At 53.9% G+C, this 19,099-nt stretch carries 7 protein-coding genes; all 7 read left to right on the top strand.

Annotation, left to right across the window (positions count from 1 at the left end):
* Nucleotides 1-4 precede the first annotated feature (4 nt).
* The gene (locus H6650_19985; GenBank protein MCB8954292.1) at nucleotides 5-9,397 is read left to right on the top strand and encodes an SDR family NAD(P)-dependent oxidoreductase; all 9,393 of its coding nucleotides are present in this window, start codon (nucleotides 5-7) and stop codon (nucleotides 9,395-9,397) included.
* A gap of 16 nt (nucleotides 9,398-9,413) precedes the next feature.
* The gene (locus H6650_19980; GenBank protein MCB8954291.1) at nucleotides 9,414-14,057 is read left to right on the top strand and encodes an acyltransferase domain-containing protein; all 4,644 of its coding nucleotides are present in this window, start codon (nucleotides 9,414-9,416) and stop codon (nucleotides 14,055-14,057) included.
* Nucleotides 14,058-14,194: 137 nt separating this feature from the next.
* Nucleotides 14,195-15,040, top strand: coding sequence for a 3-hydroxyacyl-CoA dehydrogenase family protein (locus H6650_19975; protein MCB8954290.1), 846 nt, complete (start codon nucleotides 14,195-14,197; stop codon nucleotides 15,038-15,040).
* 119 nt (nucleotides 15,041-15,159) lie between these two features.
* Nucleotides 15,160-15,405, top strand: coding sequence for an acyl carrier protein (locus H6650_19970; protein ID MCB8954289.1), 246 nt, complete (start codon nucleotides 15,160-15,162; stop codon nucleotides 15,403-15,405).
* Between the two features lie 28 nt (nucleotides 15,406-15,433).
* On the top strand, nucleotides 15,434-16,561 hold the full coding sequence (locus H6650_19965; protein ID MCB8954288.1) for an acyl-CoA dehydrogenase family protein: 1,128 nt from the start codon (nucleotides 15,434-15,436) through the stop codon (nucleotides 16,559-16,561).
* Between the two features lie 165 nt (nucleotides 16,562-16,726).
* On the top strand, nucleotides 16,727-17,788 hold the full coding sequence (locus tag H6650_19960) for an HAD-IIIC family phosphatase (GenBank protein MCB8954287.1): 1,062 nt from the start codon (nucleotides 16,727-16,729) through the stop codon (nucleotides 17,786-17,788).
* A gap of 193 nt (nucleotides 17,789-17,981) precedes the next feature.
* Complete coding sequence (locus H6650_19955) at nucleotides 17,982-18,755, top strand: thioesterase (GenBank protein ID MCB8954286.1); 774 nt, start codon at nucleotides 17,982-17,984, stop codon at nucleotides 18,753-18,755.
* Nucleotides 18,756-19,099 lie beyond the last annotated feature (344 nt).

Below are 19,099 nucleotides of genomic sequence, written 5' to 3'. Positions count from 1 at the left end.
AGTCATGCTAGATGCTAACTATTCAGTTCCAGATGGCGCCGTTGCCATTATTGGCATGGCCGGACAGTTCCCAGGTGCGCGCACGGTCGGTGAGTTCTGGCGCAACCTGACGCGCGGCGTCAAGTCAATCCAGACCCTTTCCGACGAAGAACTGGCAGCGGTAGGCGTACCGCTGGAACTGCAAAATAACCCGGATTACGTCAAAAAGGCAAGCGTGCTGGCAGACATAGAACTGTTTGATGCCGCGTTTTTTGGCTTTACGCCGCGCGAGGCGGAAAGCGTCGATCCACAAACACGTCTGTTTCTCCAGTGCGCCTGGACGGCGTTGGAAGATGCCGGCCATAACCCGGAAACCTATGGCGGGTTAATTGGCACATTTGCCGGCAAGGGGTTTCCCCTCTACATGTGGCGCAACCTGACGACGAATCCTGAGTTCGTGCAGCTAGTCGGTGAATTACAGGTAAACATTCACAATGAAAACGACTCGCTGGCCCCTATCGTTGCCTATCGCATGGATTTGAAGGGTCCCAGTGTTTCCGTGCAATCCTTCTGCTCCACCTCGATGCTGGCCATCCATCTGGCCTACCAAAGCCTGTCCGCCTTTGAATGCGATATGGCCATTGCTGGCGGCGCGGCCATCACCTCCCTGCCACAAGGCGCCGGCTATCTTTATCAAGAAGGCGGGATTGTATCCCCTGACGGGGAGTGTCGTTCTTTTGATGCAGATGCCAACGGCAGCATTATGGGCAGCGGCGTCGGCGCCGTGGTGCTAAAACGATTAGAAGACGCATTGGAAGATAAAGACCATATTTATGCCGTCATTCGCGGGTCGGCAACGAACAACGACGGTATCATGCGCGTGGGGTACACGGCGCCAGGCTTAAATGGACAGGCGGCTGTTATTTCCGAAGCGATGGGAGTTGCCGGCACGAAAGCGGAAACCATCAGCTACATCGAGACGCATGGAACCGGCACACCCCTAGGAGATTCCATTGAACTGGCGGCCATGATGCAGGCTTTTGCCCTGCAAACCGATCAGAAGGGTTTTTGCGCGATTGGTTCGGTCAAGCCAAATGTCGGGCATCTGGATCGCGCCTCTGGCGTGGCCAATTTGATCAAAGCAACCCTGGCACTGCATCACAAACTATTGCCCCCCAGCCTGAATTTTGAAAAGCCAAATCCAGAAATCGAACTGGAGAACAGCCCTTTCTACGTAAATACAACGCTGCAACCCTGGCGATCAAACGGAAATTGGCCGCGGCGCGCCGGCGTCAGCTCTTTCGGACTGGGCGGGACGAATGTTCATCTGGTCTTGGAAGAAGCGCCACCGCCGCCCCCGCCCGGCGCCGCGCGCCCTTACCAACCACTCTTGTTTTCGGCCAAGACAGAGGGCGCGCTGGAGGTAACGACCTCCAACCTGGTTGACTACTTGCAGCAAAACCCGGAAAGCAGTCTGGCCGACATTGCCTTCACGTTGCAGGTGGGACGAGTCGCCTTTAATCATAGACGCATGGTGGTTTGCGCCGACAGCCAGGATGGCGCTCGCGCTTTATCGCTGGCCGATCCGCAGCGCGTACTAACGGCTAACCAGACTTTTCGTGACCGCCCCGTCGTCTTCATGTTCCCCGGAGTCGGCGACCACTATGTGGGTATGGGGCAGGAACTGTATCAAACGGAGCCAGTTTTTAGAGAATGGGTTGATACTTGCTGCGACATCTTACAATCTTTTTTGGAGATTGACCTGCGCGAGGTGCTCTATCCCCAGCGAGACAAACCGATCCGGAAGCAGTCCTTAGCCCAGGTAAAGCCCAATTTACGCGGTATGCTAAGTCAGCAATACCAGGACATCCAGGCGAATCCCCTTTCGCGGACGGTTTTAGCCCAGCCCGCTATGTTTGTGGTCGAATACGCGCTGGCGCAGTTGTTAATGAGCTGGGGGATACAACCGGCAGCCATGATTGGTTACAGCCTCGGCGAATACACGGCGGCCTGTCTGGCGGATGTGCTGTCGCTGCCAGATGCGTTGATGCTGGTAGCGCGCCGGGCGCGGTTGATTGAGGCGCTGGACAAAGGCAGCATGTTGACGGCGGCGCTGCCATTCGCAGACATACGCCCATTCCTGGATGACGATATTTCCCTGGCAGGAGAACTTACGCCAACAACTTGCGTCCTCGCCGGCCCTCCCCAGGCAATCGCTGCGCTGCAGGAGCGTTTGACGGCAAAGGATATTGTATGCCGGCCGCTGCCGACCACACACGCTTTCCACTCGGCGATGATGACGCCTATCATTGGCGATCTGGCGGCCTTGTTGCAAACTGTCACGCTGAATCCTCCCCAAATCCCTTATGTGTCCAACGTCACGGGTGACTGGATTACGGACGCGGAGGCCACCGATCCTACCTACTGGACGCGCCATCTTTGCCAGCCCGTGCAATTTGCCGCGGGCACAAAAGCCCTGTTACAGACGTCAGAGCAGTTCTTCCTGGAATTGGGGCCAGGGCAGGCGTTGGGGTCTTTTGTCAAGCAGCATCCAGCCTGCAAACCAGAGCAGCGGCAACTTATGGCTTCCATGCTGCCGCACGCTTATGATAATATGCCGGCACTTGCCTTTGCTTTGTCCACTTTAGGGCGAATGTGGCTAAGCGGCGTGGAAGTAGACTGGAACGGCTTCTACCAACACGAAACGCGCCAGCGCCTCTCTTTACCGACTTATCCCTTTGCCCGGCTGCGATACTGGATTGAGGCGAAAGAGGGCGTATCTTTCAATGCCACGGGTGCATCCTCTCCGCCGGCGGTCGCCACCAAGAAAAAAGCAGACCTGGCCGATTGGTTTTACAAACCCGTCTGGCGTATCACTGAACTGCCGCCCATGCCAGCGCAACGAAAAATACCCACCCGCTGGTTGTTCTTCGATGCCGGCAACGGGCTAGGTGAACAGTTAGCTGCACGTGTGGCGCAAAAGGGGTCAATAGCCATCCGCGTAATAGCCGGGGAGCAGTTTGCCCAATTGTCAGACACTTTGTTCTCGATCCGTCCCAACCAACCAGCCGATTACTTCTCTCTGATTCGCACCCTGCGAACACGTAACCAGGTGCCGGAGAAGATCGTCCACCTGTGGAACACATCCCCCGATCATCCCCCTACCCTGCAAGGCGCAGCCCGGTTTGCCGCGGCCCAACCGTATGGTTTTTACAGCTTGATCTACCTGACGCAAGCGCTAAGCGAGCAAAACATCAATGATCCACTGGAAATCGTGGCTGTTTCCGCCAATGCACAGCCCGTAATGGACACTGAAGCCCCTTACCCAGAGCGAGCCACCATACTAGGCGCCTGCCGGGCCATCTTGCAAGAAGGGTTGACCATGACATGCCGCACAATTGATATTGATGAGGCATCCCTGCGCGCCACCTTGCCCGAAACAGCAGCCGCATTGTTCGTCGAATTGACGGCCCCATCAACCGACCTGGAAACAGCCTATCGCCGCGGAATACGTTTCACTCGCGAGCACGAACCCGTGCGCCTGGAAAAACAATCCCACAGCGCGTTACGCCATAAAGGAACTTATCTTATAACGGGCGGCCTCGGTGGTGTCGGCTTGATTCTTTCCGAATATCTGTCCCAAACCTATCAAGCTAACCTGGTACTGGTGGGGCACTCCCCGCTGCCACCGCGGGAAAAGTGGGCGAGCTGGCTAGACTCCCACAATAAAACAGACGTCACAAGCCACCGCATTCGCCGCATCCAGGCGATTGAAGCAAAAGGGGGGCGCGTTCTCTTCGCACAGGCGGATGTAGGCAACAAAGCCCAGATGGAACAGGTGATAACGGAGGCTGTCGCCCAGTTTGGCAAAATCGATGGGGTGTTACATGCTGCCGGCATTTCCCATAGCCGCGCTTTCGACAGCATCCAACGAATCCGTCCCCGCCAATGCGAATGGCACTTCCAGCCTAAAATATACGGCCTCTACGTGCTAGACGAACTCCTGTCCAACCAGAAACTTGATTTCTTCATGCTCTTTTCGTCCCTCTCCTCCGTTTTAGGCGGATTGACCTTCACGGCCTACACAGCCGCCAACATCTTCATGGACGCCTTCACCTACCAGCACAACCGCACCGCGCAGACCAAATGGATAAGCGTCAACTGGGATACGTGGCGCGTGTCCGCAAACCAGCATGAAATACTAGGCAAAACCGTCGCGGAGTATGAAATGTCTCCAGCGGAAGGCGCGGAGGCCTTCGAAAGAATCCTGGCAAATCAAGTAGATACACACATTATCGAATCCACCGGCGATTTAGACGAAAGAATTCGCCAATGGATAAAACTGGAATCATTAAGGAGTGAGCAAACAACCACGGCATCCGGCTCCGCCCGCCCCAATCTCGGCACCGCCTATCAACCGGCCTCCAATGAATATGAAGAGAAGATTACCCAAGTATGGCAATCGCTATTAGGCATTGACAAAATTGGCATTCATGACAACTTCTTTGACCTCGGCGGCAACTCACTCATTGGTTTGCAGGTTATTGCCAGGCTGAAAAAAGTCCTTGACATGCAAATACCCGTTGTAGCTCTATTCGAGGCCCCCACAGTCAGCACGCTAGCCAGATACCTACAACCAGAACAAAGCGAACCAGAAGAAGATTCACGGCAACTTCGGTTAACAGAGCGGCGCAAACAAGCACGGGTCACGATAGGCGATTCGGACATAGCCATTATTGGCATGGCTGGCAAGTTTCCAGGCGCCAACGACGTGCAAACTTTCTGGGACAACCTGTGCAATGGCGTGGAATCGGTAACATTTTTCTCTGACGAAGAGCTAAAGGCCTCCGGCATTCCCGAAACGGTTCTGCAAGATGAACGTTATGTGAAAGCACGTCCAATTCTGTCGGATCCCGGCTTGTTCGATGCCTCCTTTTTCGGCTATAGCCCCCGCGAAGCGGAGCTGACCGACCCACAACATCGGCTCTTCTTAGAGTGCGCCTGGCAGGCGCTGGAAGTAGCAGGATATGATCCTCTGAATTACCCCGGCCTTATTAGCGTATATGGCGGCACCAACGTCAGCTTCTATGTACGCCAGATCATGAACGACCCCACCATTATGGCGACGCTGGGAGAGTATGAATCTTCGTACCAGCTTGCCGTTGGCAACGACATTGACTCACTAACCACAACCGTTTCCTACAAGCTGAACTTAAAAGGCCCAAGCCTTTCGGTACAAACATTCTGCTCCACCTCATTGGTCGGCACGCATCTGGCCTGCCAAAGCTTGTTGCAGGGTGAATGTGACATGGCATTGGCTGGCGGCGTCTCCGTGCGCGTGCCGGTCAAAGCCGGACACATCTATGTAAAAGGGGGTATGGAATCCCCGGACGGACACTGCCGCACTTTTGACGCTCAGGCTGATGGCACGCTATTTGGCGATGCCGTGGGCATTGTCGTCCTCAAACGCCTGGAAGACGCCCTGGACGATGGCGACGTCATTTATGGCGTCATCAAGGGCACGGCCATCAATAACGATGGACTAATGAAGGTTGGCTACACCGCCCCCGGCGTGGAAGGTCAAACAAACGTAATTGCCACGGCCCTGGAAAACGCCGGCTTATCCGCTGAAGCTATTGGCTATATTGAGGCCCACGGCACAGCTACCCAACTAGGCGATCCCATTGAGGTAACTGCCTTGAGTAAGGCGTTCCGGCTGACGACGGAAAAACGACAGTACTGCCCTATTGGTTCACTAAAGACAAACATGGGGCATCTTGATCGGGCGTCTGGTGTTGCCGGCTTAATCAAAACAACCTTGATTGTGAAAAACGGCCTCATTCCGCCCAGTTTGCATTTCGAGAAGCCCAACCCAGAGATTGATTTTGCCAACAGCCCCTTCTATGTCAACACAAAGCTAACAAAGTGGCCGCGCAATGGCACGCCCCGCCGTGCCGGGGTCAGCTCCTTAGGCATGGGCGGCACAAATGCCCACGTGATTGTGGAAGAACCACCACACCCGACCATTTCCGGCCCTTCCCGCCCCTGGCAGCTACTGCTGCTATCGGCTCGCTCCGAAACCGCCCTCGACAAAGCCACCGCAAACCTGGCCAGCTATCTCCGCCAAAACCCGGACACAAACTTGCCAGACATGGCTTTCACCTTACACGTTGGGCGACATCCATTTGAACACCGCCGCATGGTTGTCGTCAAAGACGGCAACGATGCGCTGGAAATGTTGGAATCCCTGAACCCACGTCGGCTTTTCTCTCACTACCAGCCGGCCATTAACCGCCAGATAATCTTCATGTTCCCTGGCGTGGGCGACCACTATCCACAAATGGGGCGTGACCTCTACGAAGGCGAACCCCTGTTTCGCGAAATCGTCGAGCAGTGCAGTCAGATTCTGTACCCTTACCTGGGGGCTGAATTGGTTGACCTGCTATACCCGCCACGGGAACCAGATGACCCTTCACCCAATGGCGACCACGGCTATGATTTGCGCGCCATGTTGCGCCGTAACGGGCAACAGACATCTGTAGCAGCGCAGCGGCTTTATGAAACCGCGCTGGCCCAGCCAGTCACCTTTGTGATCGAATATGCGTTGGCGCGTCTGCTAATGTCTTGGGGGATTCAGCCACAAGCATTGATTGGTTATAGCTTAGGCGAATATGTCGCCGCTTGCCTGGCGGGCGTGTTGTCGTTGGATGATGCGCTGCGACTCGTGGCGGAACGGGCGCAAATGATACAGAACTTACCCTCTGGCCAGATGCTGGCCGTATCGTTGCCCAAAGAACAGATTCAGTCATTCCTAAATGAAGAGATTTCGTTGGCGGCGCATGTGGGGAAAGGCACTTGCGTGCTGGCAGGCGCGCCTGAAGCCATCGCCCGACTGCAAACACAATTGGGTGAGCAAGAGATAGCCGTTCGCCTGCTGGACACCACACATGCGTTCCATTCCCACATGATGCTGCCCCTGACCGGACGGTTAACGGACCTGGTCAATATGGTCGCCTTAAACCCGCCCCGCATCCCTTATTTATCCAATGTTACCGGGACCTGGATCACCGAAGACCAGGCGACCAGTCCAGATTATTGGGCGCGACATATGTGCCAGCCTGTTGCGTTCTTTGATTCGCTGACGGTAGCGCTCAAGAACAAAGATACGGTTTTACTGGAAGTGGGACCGGGGCAGGCGTTGGCCTCTTTTGTCAAACAACATCCAGACTGTAGCCGCGAGCAACTCTCGCTGGTGCTGCCCACCATGCCCAATGCCTACAACCACCAATCATCACTGCCCTTTTTATTGGGTACTGTTGGGAAACTGTGGTTGTTGGGGATTGAGCCAAATTGGAGCCATTTCTACAACGAAGAAACGCGCCGCCGTCTGGCGTTACCTACTTACCCCTTTGATTACCACATGTATTGGCTGGAAGGACGTCCTCAAACAGGGCAGGTTGCCGCAACCCAAACGGAGCGACAACCCCTGGAAGATTGGTTCTACCTGCCCACATGGAATCAAACGCCTCCCCATGACGCGGCGGCGCCTGCGCCCGATGCCTGCTGGCTTTTGTTCACGGACGCGCATGACTTGGGAGATCAATTGGCCGGCTGGCTGCGGGCGCGACAACACCCCGTGATTATTGTTGAAGCCGGCGACGCTTTCGCGCAACTAGATGAGCGTCACTTTGTACTCCAACCAGCCGCGTTCACGGATTACGGGAAACTGATCGGCCATTTGATAGAGCAGCAACTCACGCCCACAAATATCGTTCACATGTGGGGAGTTACGACCGAAAGTTTGGATGCCATTGACGTCAACGCGGCGGGATTGACCTTGCAGCACAGTTTATACAGCCTGATAGGGCTGGCCAAAGCGATGGGCGAAATGGATCTGTCGTCCTACCAGTTGTCTGTGATTGTGTCGCACGCTTTCCGTGTAACCGGGAATGATGCCGTGTCTGCCATTCAGGCTGCCCTTGTTGGCCCCTGCAAGGTGATCCCTCAGGAATACCCGCGCGTTTCTTGCCGTCTAATAGATGTCGCCGTGGAAGAGCCGGGCAGTTGGCAAGCACAGGCATTGTTTAACAATCTGCTGGGCGAGCTGACGGCGGCAGACTTCTCTGATAGGACGGTGGCGCTGAGAAATGATCAACGGTGGGTGCAAGCTTTTGCCGGCATGAAACTCCCCCCCCTCCCAGCCAACAAACCATCAAGACTGCGACCGCACGGCGTTTACTTGATCACAGGTGGCTTGGGCGGGATTGGGTTGGCAATGGCCGAGTATCTGGCCCAGAAAGCGCGGGCGCGCCTGGTGTTGTTGGGGCGGTCTCCGCTGCCAGAGCGGTCCGCTTGGCCCGACATTCTGGCCGCCAAAGGTCATGAAAGCGGCATTGGGCGCAAAATTGCCCAAGTGCAGCATTTGGAAGCCTTGGGCGCCGAAGTCATGGTTATTGCCGCCGATGTCTCCAATGAAACCGAAATGGCAGGCGCCATGCAACAAATCTTAACCCGCTTTGGTGAGATTCACGGCATTGTTCATGCCGCCGGCTTGCCCGGCATCGGCATCATGCAAGTCAAAACAATGGCCGCCATCGCCACCGTACTGGCTCCCAAAGTTATGGGAACCCTGGTGCTGGAGCGCGTCTGCAAAGACCTTGACCTGGATTTTCTGGCTCTGTTTTCCTCTATCAGTTCGGTAACCGGCGGCGGTCCCGGTCAAGTTGATTACGCCGCGGCTAATGCGTTTCTGGATGCGTACGCCTGGCAGCAAGTGGGGCGGCGGCAAAAGACGCTTTCCATTGGTTGGAATGAGTGGCAGTGGAATGCCTGGCAAGAGGGATTAGAAGGGTTTGGCGCGGAGGTGCAGCAAGCTTTTCAGGCCAACCGGCAAAAATATGGTATTTCATTTAGCGAAGGGCAAGAGGCATTTGCGCGTGTGCTGGCGCGAGGAATGCCCCACGTCATTGTGTCGCCGCCAGATTTCCACGATGTCATAAAAGGCAGTCTGACGTTCACCGTAGAGACAATCCTAGAGATGGGGCGGCAGGAACGGCAAGCGCGGGCCAAATATCCTCGCCCCGCCTTGGGCACATCCTACGCCGCGCCACGAAACGAAATGGAGCGGACTATTGCCGCCGTATGGGAAGACATTTTGGGCATTTCCGAGATTGGCATTAACGACAACTTCTTTGACCTGGGCGGCAATTCGTTGGTGGGGATCGATCTGGCCAATCGCCTTAAAAAGGAGTTGAACATCGCCAAGATTCCCGCTCACGTTTTGTATGAAGCGCCTTCTATCGGGGAACTGGCCAAATACCTGGACCAGGATCGCGAAGAAAAGAACATCTCATTCACCGAACGACTGGAGCGCGGCGGCAAACGACGGCAGGCCGCTCAACGACGGGCACGCAAATAGAAGAAAGAGAAGCGCAATGAGTGAAGAAAGTTTGCAAGATACTACCTATGACGTATCTCTGGCCGTCATCGGCATGGCGGGGCAGTTTCCTGACGCCCCAGACATAAACGCTTTTTGGAATTTGCTGGTTAATGGAAAAAAGGCAACGCGCCACTTTTCGGATGAGGCGTTATTGCAGGCTGGCGTGATGCCTGAGATTTTGCGCAACCCCAACTACGTGAAGGCAGGCATGGTGCTGGATGGCATTGAGTTATTTGATGCTTCATTCTTTGGTTTTAACCCGCGCGAAGCGGAAGTGATGGACCCGCAATCTCGTCTATTTCTGCAAAATGCGTGGCACGCCCTGGAAGACGCCGGGCACATTCCCGGCAGGTCAAATAGCGTCATCGGCATTTTTGCCGGCAAACATCCCTCCAGCTATCACGGACTAAACCTGTACGCCAACCCCCAGATCGTCGAACTGGTCGGGATGCTGCAAATCGCCAGCGGCAACGACGCCGACGCGCTGGCAACCATGGTGTCCTACAAGCTAGACTTAAAAGGTCCCAGCCTGACCGTACAGACATTCTGTTCCACTTCCATGGTTGCCATTCATCTAGCCTGCCAGAGTTTGCTGGCATACGAATGCGATATGGCCCTGGCTGGCGGCGCGGCTATCCAACTGCCACACCGCACCGGCTACCTCTATGAAGAAGGCAGTATTCTATCTCCTGATGGTGAGTGCCGCTCCTTCGACGCCGCCGCCAGCGGCAGCATTTATGGCAGTGGCGTTGGCGTGGTGGCGCTGAAGCGGTTAACCGACGCATTGGCCGACGGAGACCACATTTACGCCATTATCCGGGGTTCAACCACAAACAATGACGGCATCACTCGCGTTGGCTACACAGCCCCTGGATTAAACGGTCAGGCGACTGTCATTCTGGAAGCCCTGGAAAACGCCGATGTTCACCCGGAATCTATCAGCTATATTGAAACGCATGGAACGGGCACGCCTTTGGGCGATTCAGTGGAGTTGGCGGCAATGACGCGGGCTTTCCGAATGCAAACAGACAAATGTGGTTTCTGCGCTATTGGTTCCGTCAAACCGAATATCGGACACCTGGATCGCGCTTCTGGTGTCACCAGCCTGATCAAAGCCTCACTTGCTCTGCATCACAAGCTGTTGCCCCCCAGCCTGAATTTCGAGAAGCCCCTTCCCGACTTCGACCTGGACAACAGCCCCTTCTTCGTCAACGCAAAACTCCGTAAATGGGCTTCTCCAAACGGCGACCCCTTACGGGCGGGCGTGAGTTCGTTTGGCCTGGGAGGCACCAATGTACATGTTGTATTGGAAGAAGCGCCGCCGCCGCTGCCGGCAACAGCCTCTCGCCCATGCCAATTACTACTGCTTTCCGCCAAAACAGCCGCGGCCCTGGAAATAACCTCGTCAAACTTGATTGACTACTTGCAGGCCGGATCAATCCATCTGCCAGACGTGGCGTATACGCTACAAGTAGGGCGCGCTGTGTTTAACCATCGGCGCATGGTCGTATGCACCGACGCCGAAGACGCAGCCACGGCCCTATCCATGGCCGATCCACGCCGTGTCTTCACCATCAAGCAAACCTATCAAGAGCGACCGGTTGTGTTTATGTTTCCTGGCGTGGGAGACCATTACCCGGGTATGGGGCAAGAGTTGTACCAGACAGAACCTACTTTTCGCCATTGGGTGGATGAAGGCGCTCGTCTACTGCAACCCTACCTGTCTACTGATTTACGCCAGCTTCTTTATCCCAACCACACGGAATCCATCCGAAATCCGTCACCACAGCCTTTGGATTTGCGTCGTATGCTGGCATCAACGGACGAGGTAGCGGCGCAAACGGGGCCTTTGCGGCAAACGGTTCTGGCCCAACCTGCTGTTTTTGTCGTGGAGTATGCCCTGGCGCAACTCCTGATGGAATGGGGACTGAAACCCCAGGCTTTAATTGGCTACAGCCTGGGTGAATATACGGCAGCTTGCCTGTCAGGCGTGCTTTCTTTTCCAGATGCCATCAAACTTGTAGCGGAGCGGGCGCGGCTCATTGATTCTACGGATCCGGGGGCCATGTTAACGGTGGCACTGTCTGAAAAAGAGATACAGCCGTATCTGAATGAAAACATATGCCTGGCCGGCGTACTCACGTCTTCGATCTCTGTTTTGTCTGGGCCGCTCCCCTTGATCGTAGAGCTAAAGCAACTCCTGGATCAGAGAGACATCGCTTGCCGTCGGCTGCCAACTACGCAGGCGTTCCACTCCTCAATGATGGAGACGGTGGCCAGTGACCTGGAAGCGCTGGCCCAAACCGTGACGTTACACGCGCCACAAATTCCCTATCTTTCCAACCTGACGGGAACCTGGATCCGCGAGAGTGAAGCAACGGATCCCGCTTATTGGGTGCGGCACATGTGTCAGCCAGTACGTTTTGCCGACAGTCTGGTTGAACTGCTAAAAGACAAAGACCGGCTGCTATTGGAAGTAGGGCCGGGTCAGAGTTTGGGGGCGTTTGTGCGCCAGCATTCCGCATGTGAAATGGCCCAGGCGGCTATGATTCTGCCGACACTTCCCTATCATTACGATGAACAGTCAAGTAGCGCTTTCTTGCTGACGACGCTGGGAAAAGCGTGGCTGGCAGGCGCAACGATTGACTGGGAGGGTTTTTACGCTCATGAGTTTCGTCACCGACTGTCGCTACCCACCTATCCATTTGAACGTCAACGCTACTGGCTAGAACCCAATACCAGCACGCTGCCTGTCCCCGCTGCGCTACCAGAAGGCAAGAAAGCCGACATCGGCGAGTGGTTCTATCAATCAACCTGGAAACAAAGAGAAATCAACGGGGAGATGGGGAAAGACGTGCTGCCGGACGGCGCGCTCTGGCTCCTCTTCGAAGATGCGGCGGGATTAGGAAATCTGCTGGCCGAGAAGCTGGTGGCGGCAGGGCAATCGGTGGCGCGGGTACGGGCCGGGTCGCAGTTCCGTGCCGTGGCGTCTGACCTGTTCACTATCAATCCACAGGAACCCCGTCATTATCGTGATCTGCTACGCACCTTGCCGGGCACGCCAACACAGGTTGTGCATTTATGGGGAATCGAGGATCTTTCTGGCATCATGGATACGGGAGTCAGGTTTGCGCAAGCTCAGGAGACAGGTTTTTACAGCCTGCTCAACCTGGTGAAGGCCATCGAAAGACAACCGGACTCATTGCATATTTGGGTAGTCACCAGCCAGGCGCAGGCAGTAACGGGTATTGAACAGTTGGAACCGGCGAAGGGCACAATTGCCGGCATTTGCCGTGTCATTGCCCAGGAAAATCTCAGCATTTTTACCCATACCATTGACATTATCCACCCGCTTGACGGCGTCTTGCCGCAAGCACGCCTGACGGATCGGCTCATGGCTGAATTTACCCATGGCCCCAATGAACTGGCGGTGGCCTACCGGGGAAATAAACGATGGGTTCAAGTTTTCGAACCTATCTATCTGGACAAACCTCAGTCCCGTCCAACCTGGCGGCAACAAGGCGTCTACCTGATTGTCGGGGGACTCGGAGCGGTAGGGATGACCATTGGGCAGCACCTGGCCCAAACCTGGCAGGCGAAATTGATTCTGACCACACGCTCTCCCTACCCTGCCCGTCACGAATGGGATAACTGGCTAAAAACCCATGATGAAATGGACCGCACCAGCCAACAAATCCGCCAATTTATGACCTGGGAATCATTGGGAGCTGAAGTGTGGGTTGCCCAGGCTGACGCCGGCGACGCCACGCAGGTTTTGCATCTATTGACCCAGGTAGATGCCCGATACGAAAAACTGCATGGCGTCTTGTACGCTGCCGGCATTTCCGGTGATGCTTTTTTCACGTCTGTTCACGAAATCACCCGCGCCGCCTGCGAAGCACATTTCCGCTCCAAAGCGCATGGCTTATACGTGCTAGAAACAGCGCTGGCGGATCGGACGCTTGACTTTTGCCTCCTCTTCTCTTCTATATCCTCCGTATTAGGCGGGCTGGGATTTGCCGGCTATGCGGCTGCCAACAACTTCATTGACCTGTTCACACACCAACACAACCGCCACCACAGCCAGTGGTGGACAGCCGTAAACTGGGACACCTGGCGCACGCGCGCCGACCTGCACGATGGCATGGGGGCCACCGTGGCAATCTATGATATGCCACCCGCGGCAGCACTGGAAGCGCTTGAGCGCATCATTGCTTCTCAATTCCTAACGCAGATTGTCAATTCCACTGGCAGCCTGGAGACACGTATTGACCAATGGGTACGCATGTTATCCATTCACCAGGCTGCCGCGGAAAGCAACGAAACAATCGTGGCCCACCCCAGGCCAGAATTGATGACTGCTTACGCGCCGCCGACAAATGAAACAGAAAGGCTCATCGTGGAGATATGGCAACCACTCCTGGGTATTGAGCCGATCGGCATTCACGATAACTTTCTTGAGCTGGGGGGACACTCCTTGCTGGCAATACAAGTCATATCCCGGTTACGGCAAACTTTCCAGGTACATATCCCTTTGGCTTTGATTCTGTCGTCGCCCACCGTTTCCAACCTGGCTGTAGCGGTCGAACTGGCGATTATTGAAGAACTAGAAAACATGCCCGACGATGCGGCGACGTAACGACCAACGCTATCTGGAGATTGGGCCAATTTCACGCGCTCAATGGCCATTCTCACCAGAGAGAATTGCTCCAATCTGGCTTAGTCGTTACGCAACAACAACCTACACTTGAAGTATTAGGAGGTGTAACCTTGAAAATTGAACATGTAGGCGTAATTGGCGCCGGCGTGATGGGCGTCGGCGTTGCCCAAAACCTGGCGGACACAGGTCACTTCGTCACGCTCATTGACAATTCCGCGACTGCCCTGGAAAACGCAAGAGTCCAGCTTCGCAACAACTTTCGCATGGCCCGTCTGCTGCGGCAATCAGTCAGCCAGGCTTCTCTTGATGAACTCCTGGAACGCATCACCTTGACAACTGAATACGATCTGCTTGCAAATGCCGATTTTGTTGTCGAAAACATCATTGAGAAACCAGAAGCCAAGCAACCTGTTTATGTAAAACTTGATTCCGTATGCCCAGATCGGTGCGTTTTCGCCGCGAATACATCCTGCATTTCCATTACCCGTATCGGTTCCTGGACCAACCGCCCTGACCGCATCATTGGAATGCACTTCATGAATCCGGTCCCCATGAAGGATGTCGCTGAAGTTATTCGTGGCTATCACACATCTGAAGAAACAGTAGCCACCGCCAAAGCGTTTCTGGCCGGCATGAACAAAACGTGTGTAGTCGTGAACGACATGCCCGGATTCGTGTCAAACAGGGTCTTGATGTTAACCGTGAATGAAGCTGCCTATGTCGTCCAGGATCAGGTTGCCAGCGCCGCGGATGTAGACGAGATATTCCGCAGTTGCTTTGGGCATAAGATGGGGCCACTGGAAACAGCGGATCTCATTGGTCTGGATACCATCCTGTACTCCATCGAAGTACTATACGAAAGCTACAACGATAGCAAGTATCGCCCTTGCCCGTTGCTGAAAAAGATGGTAGATGCCGGCCTATATGGGCGCAAGAATGGAAAAGGTTTCTACACCTATTGATCTGGATAACTGCCAAGCCAGATTGGACCAGTTTTCTCTGGTGAAGATGACCAAATTGGTCCATTCTCCAGAGAGCGTTAGTAGTCAGCCAAAACAATCAAAAAAACGGAGATTCAAGCATGGAAGTTCAATCTGAAGTAAAAAAATTTCTCTCCCGGCATTTCAAAAACCACGACCTGAAAAATGACGAGGACATCTTTGCTCTTGGTTTTGTGAATTCGCTATTTGCCATGCAGTTAGTCGTCTTCATAGAGCAACAGTTTGCCATCACTGTTGAAAATGAAGATTTGGAACTCGACAATTTTCGTACCATCAATGCGCTAACCAGCTTCGTGGAACGAAAGCTGGCCGTCAAGCCCATGTAAGTGGGGCAGCAAAACCAGAGAACAGGCTATGAGACTGGCATTAACAGAACAACAACAAGCTAGCAAGGCTGCTTTTCGAGCGTTCGTTGATCAGGAAGTTTTCCCCTACGCCGCGGAATTTGACCGCCAGGAAATGCTTCCTCAAGAGATGATCCAAAAACTGGCGCAAAAGAAATATCTGGGCGCGATTATTCCTGACGAAATGGGAGGGATGGGCACCGACCTGATCACATTCGGCGTGCTAAACGAAGAGTTAGGACGAGGCTGTTCTTCCGTGCGCAGTCTGCTGACTGTACACAGTATGCTCTCGTACGCTATTCTGCGATGGGGGACCGCCGCGCAAAAAGAAAGCTGGTTGCCCAAACTCGCTACAGGCGAAAAGATTGGCGCCTTTGCGCTCAGCGAACCCAACGTCGGAAGCGACGCCAAAAGCATTGAAACGACGGCCGTGCCTAAAGGGGAGTCTTATCTTCTGAACGGATGCAAGAAGTGGATTACATTTGCGCAAATAGCCGATCTATTCGTGGTTTTTGCCCAATGTGAGGGCAAGCCCACCGCTTTCCTCGTAGAACGGGATACCCCAGGTTTGTCCATTACGCCCATTCGCGGACTGTTAGGCACACGGGCGTCTATGTTAGCCGAACTGCGCTTTGAGCAGTGTGAAGTCCCGAAGACAAACCTGATTGGCGGCAAGGGATTCGGCTTCTTGACAGTTGCTCTCTCGGCTCTGGATATCGGGCGCTACAGCGTGGCGACAGGCTCAGTTGGAATTGGGCAGGCATGCCTTGAAGCATCTCAGGCATATAGCCAGACGCGGCAGCAATTTGGCACGCAACTCAAGAATCACCAGCTAATTCGCCAGATGATGACAAACATGATCACCCATGTTCAGGCGGCAAGATTGCTATGTTACCAGGCTGGCTATCAAAAAGAGATCGAAGACAAAGACGCGACGACCAGCATTCTGATTGCAAAGTATTTTGCTTCGACAATGGCGGTACAGGCCGCCAGCGATGCTGTCCAGATTCATGGAGCAAACGGGTGCAGCGCGGACTATCCGGTGCAGCGGTATCTGAGAGATGCAAAAGTCATGGAAATCATCGAAGGCAGCACACAAATCCAACAAATCATGATTGCTAAGAATGCTTATGGCTAATTGCCATGCGTCACAACGTCGTGTAATCGGTTTGCCCGTCTAATGGGTTATGAACCGTCAAGAAATCGGGTAGTAACTGCCAAGCCAGATTGGACCAATTTGCTCTGGTGAAGTTGGGCCAATCTCCAGAGCGCATTAGTAATTACAAACCCTGGAGGTTTATCCATGTTGAAAAACGAACAAATTTCGAAAGCGCGGAAGGAAAAACAGTCCATCAAATGCGTGGTATGGGATTTGGATAACACGCTTTGGGATGGGATATTGCTGGAAGACAGCAATGTCACTTTACGAGAAAACGCCCTGCGAACACTGCAAACGCTGGATGAAAGAGGTATCTTGCTTTCGATAGCCAGCCGCAACGATCATGACACAGCCGTGGCGAAATTGGGTGAATTGGGTATTCAAGACTATTTCCTATACCCAGAAATCAACTGGAATGCTAAATCCAGCTCCATTGAAAACATCGCCCGGAACCTAAACATAGGTTTAGACACATTTGCCTTTATTGATGATCAACCGTTCGAACGAGAAGAAGTCAACCACGCGTTGCCGCAGGTCTTGTGCATTGATGCCGTTGATGTGGGCGCTATTGTGGACATGCCTATGATGAAGCCCCGTTTTATAACGCCTGAGTCGAGGTTGCGTCGCCAGATGTACCAGGGCGACATTAGACGGAATGAAGCGGAACATTCCTTCACAGGCCCCAGCGAATCCTTCCTTGCCCAATTAGGAATGGTTTTCAAGATAAAACGGGCGCGCGAAGAAGATTTACAGCGGGCTGAAGAACTGACCATACGTACCCATCAGTTGAACACCACAGGCTACACTTACTCCTATGATGAATTGGATGCGCTGCGCCAGAGTGATGATCACCTTCTCCTCGTTGCCAGTCTGGACGACAAGTATGGAACCTATGGCACAATCGGCCTGGCTCTGGTGGATAAAGGAGCCGCGTTCTGGACTGTAAAACTCTTGTTGATGTCGTGCCGCGTCATGTCTCGTGGCGTCGGCACGATTATGATGACCTATGTCATGGAACAGGCAAAAGCCGCAGGCGCCCGGCTGCGGGCGGAGTTTGTTCCCAATGGTCGTAATCGGATGATGTATGTAACGTACAAGTTTGGCGGCTTTGTAGAAGCGCATCAGGATGAAGATCTGATCATTTTTGAGAATGACTTGTCGCAAATTCAACCGTTCCCGGAGTACATTGACATCCATGTCCCGTAACTTGTCCGACAGAAACGACGCAATTTGCGACAATCTGCCGGCATCAATCCGTTGCATGAACAGCGATACGAGCAACTTCAGAGCGGAAATGTGTGGACAGCGGCTATCCTCGATAGCTTGGCAGTAACCGTCCGTAAAAAGTGTGACGTTGTTTTCGGACGGTTACTAAGTGCAGACTGTAAATCTGATGGTGATGATGACAGAAGCAACAAAAAAAACAGACAAATGGTTTTTGATTCCCCGTCCTAATCCGAACTGCAAACTGCGCCTGTTTTGTTTTCCTTATGCCGGCGCTGGAGCGACAGTTTTCCGTGAATGGTCGAAGTATCTGCCCGGCGACATAGAGATTTGCGCCGTGCAGCCGCCGGGACGGGAGTCTCGTGTCCGAGAAGCGCCTTATACTCAGGTGGAACCCCTGGTGGCAAGCTTGCTGGAGACAATGCCGGCACGACTAGACAAACCTTTTGCTTTTTTCGGGCACAGCCTGGGGGCTTTGGTTGCTTTCGTCCTGACACGAGAATTGCGTCGGAAACACAACATCCTGCCAAAACACCTTTTCGTATCCGCGCGTAGCGCCCCCCAATCATCCAGGCGCGAAAGCCCTTTTTACGCTTTGCCAGATGCCGCATTCTTAGAAAAGGTGCGGCAACTCGGCGGTATGGATGCGAGCATTCTGGAAAACGCCGAATTGATGGAACTGATCACGCCTATCTTGCGTGCAGATTTCCAGATGAACGAGACCTACACCTATGTGACGGAACATCCACTGGCCTGCCCGATCTCTGCCTTCCGCGGGGCCAAAGACGATTTAATGACCTATGACGAAGTAGCGGCCTGGAGCGAACAAACAACGGGCAAGTTTCGACTGCGAACGCTCCCTGGCGGCCATTTTTTCATTAACGGTGAGCAGAATGCCTTTTGGCAGGTCCTGGCTTACGACCTGGAGCAAATTTCGCGCCAGGTTTAGACGGGGAGTGTGCCAGTTATGCGCACTCCTCCTTTTCTGGTAACTATTCACCACCATTTCCCGGAAGTTGTCTTGATGCTAAGGGCTGACGATGAAATAAAGTACGGCATTGCATCGTCAATCCCAAATGACTCGAACAATGTGACGATTGGGGTCCGAAGTTGAGCTTCCGTGAAGGTTCGTTGGTCCGTGTGCCCCGGAGGCTGAATAGTTACCTTATCTATTGATCGATCTAATCTGTATGATCAGCGGTAAAGTGGGGTTAAGTACGTGAGCAGCGAGGAAATCCTCCAACAGAAACGAGCAAACCTGTCCGCCGAGAAGCTGGCATTATTACAAAAACG

This window comes from Ardenticatenales bacterium (assembly GCA_020634515.1).
In the GTDB taxonomy this organism is placed as follows: domain Bacteria; phylum Chloroflexota; class Anaerolineae; order Promineifilales; family Promineifilaceae; genus JAGVTM01.
The sequence above is the reverse complement of the archived record's forward strand: the minus strand, read 5'-3'. Positions and strand labels throughout refer to the sequence as shown.

Coding starts and splice junctions, on each gene's coding strand:
- H6650_19960 (MCB8954287.1), top strand. CDS start 16,727: ATGTTGAAAAACGAACAAATTTCGAAAGCGCGGAAGGAAAAACAGTCC.
- H6650_19955 (MCB8954286.1), top strand. CDS start 17,982: ATGATGACAGAAGCAACAAAAAAAACAGACAAATGGTTTTTGATTCCC.
- H6650_19970 (MCB8954289.1), top strand. CDS start 15,160: ATGGAAGTTCAATCTGAAGTAAAAAAATTTCTCTCCCGGCATTTCAAA.
- H6650_19985 (MCB8954292.1), top strand. CDS start 5: ATGCTAGATGCTAACTATTCAGTTCCAGATGGCGCCGTTGCCATTATT.
- H6650_19965 (MCB8954288.1), top strand. CDS start 15,434: ATGAGACTGGCATTAACAGAACAACAACAAGCTAGCAAGGCTGCTTTT.
- H6650_19980 (MCB8954291.1), top strand. CDS start 9,414: ATGAGTGAAGAAAGTTTGCAAGATACTACCTATGACGTATCTCTGGCC.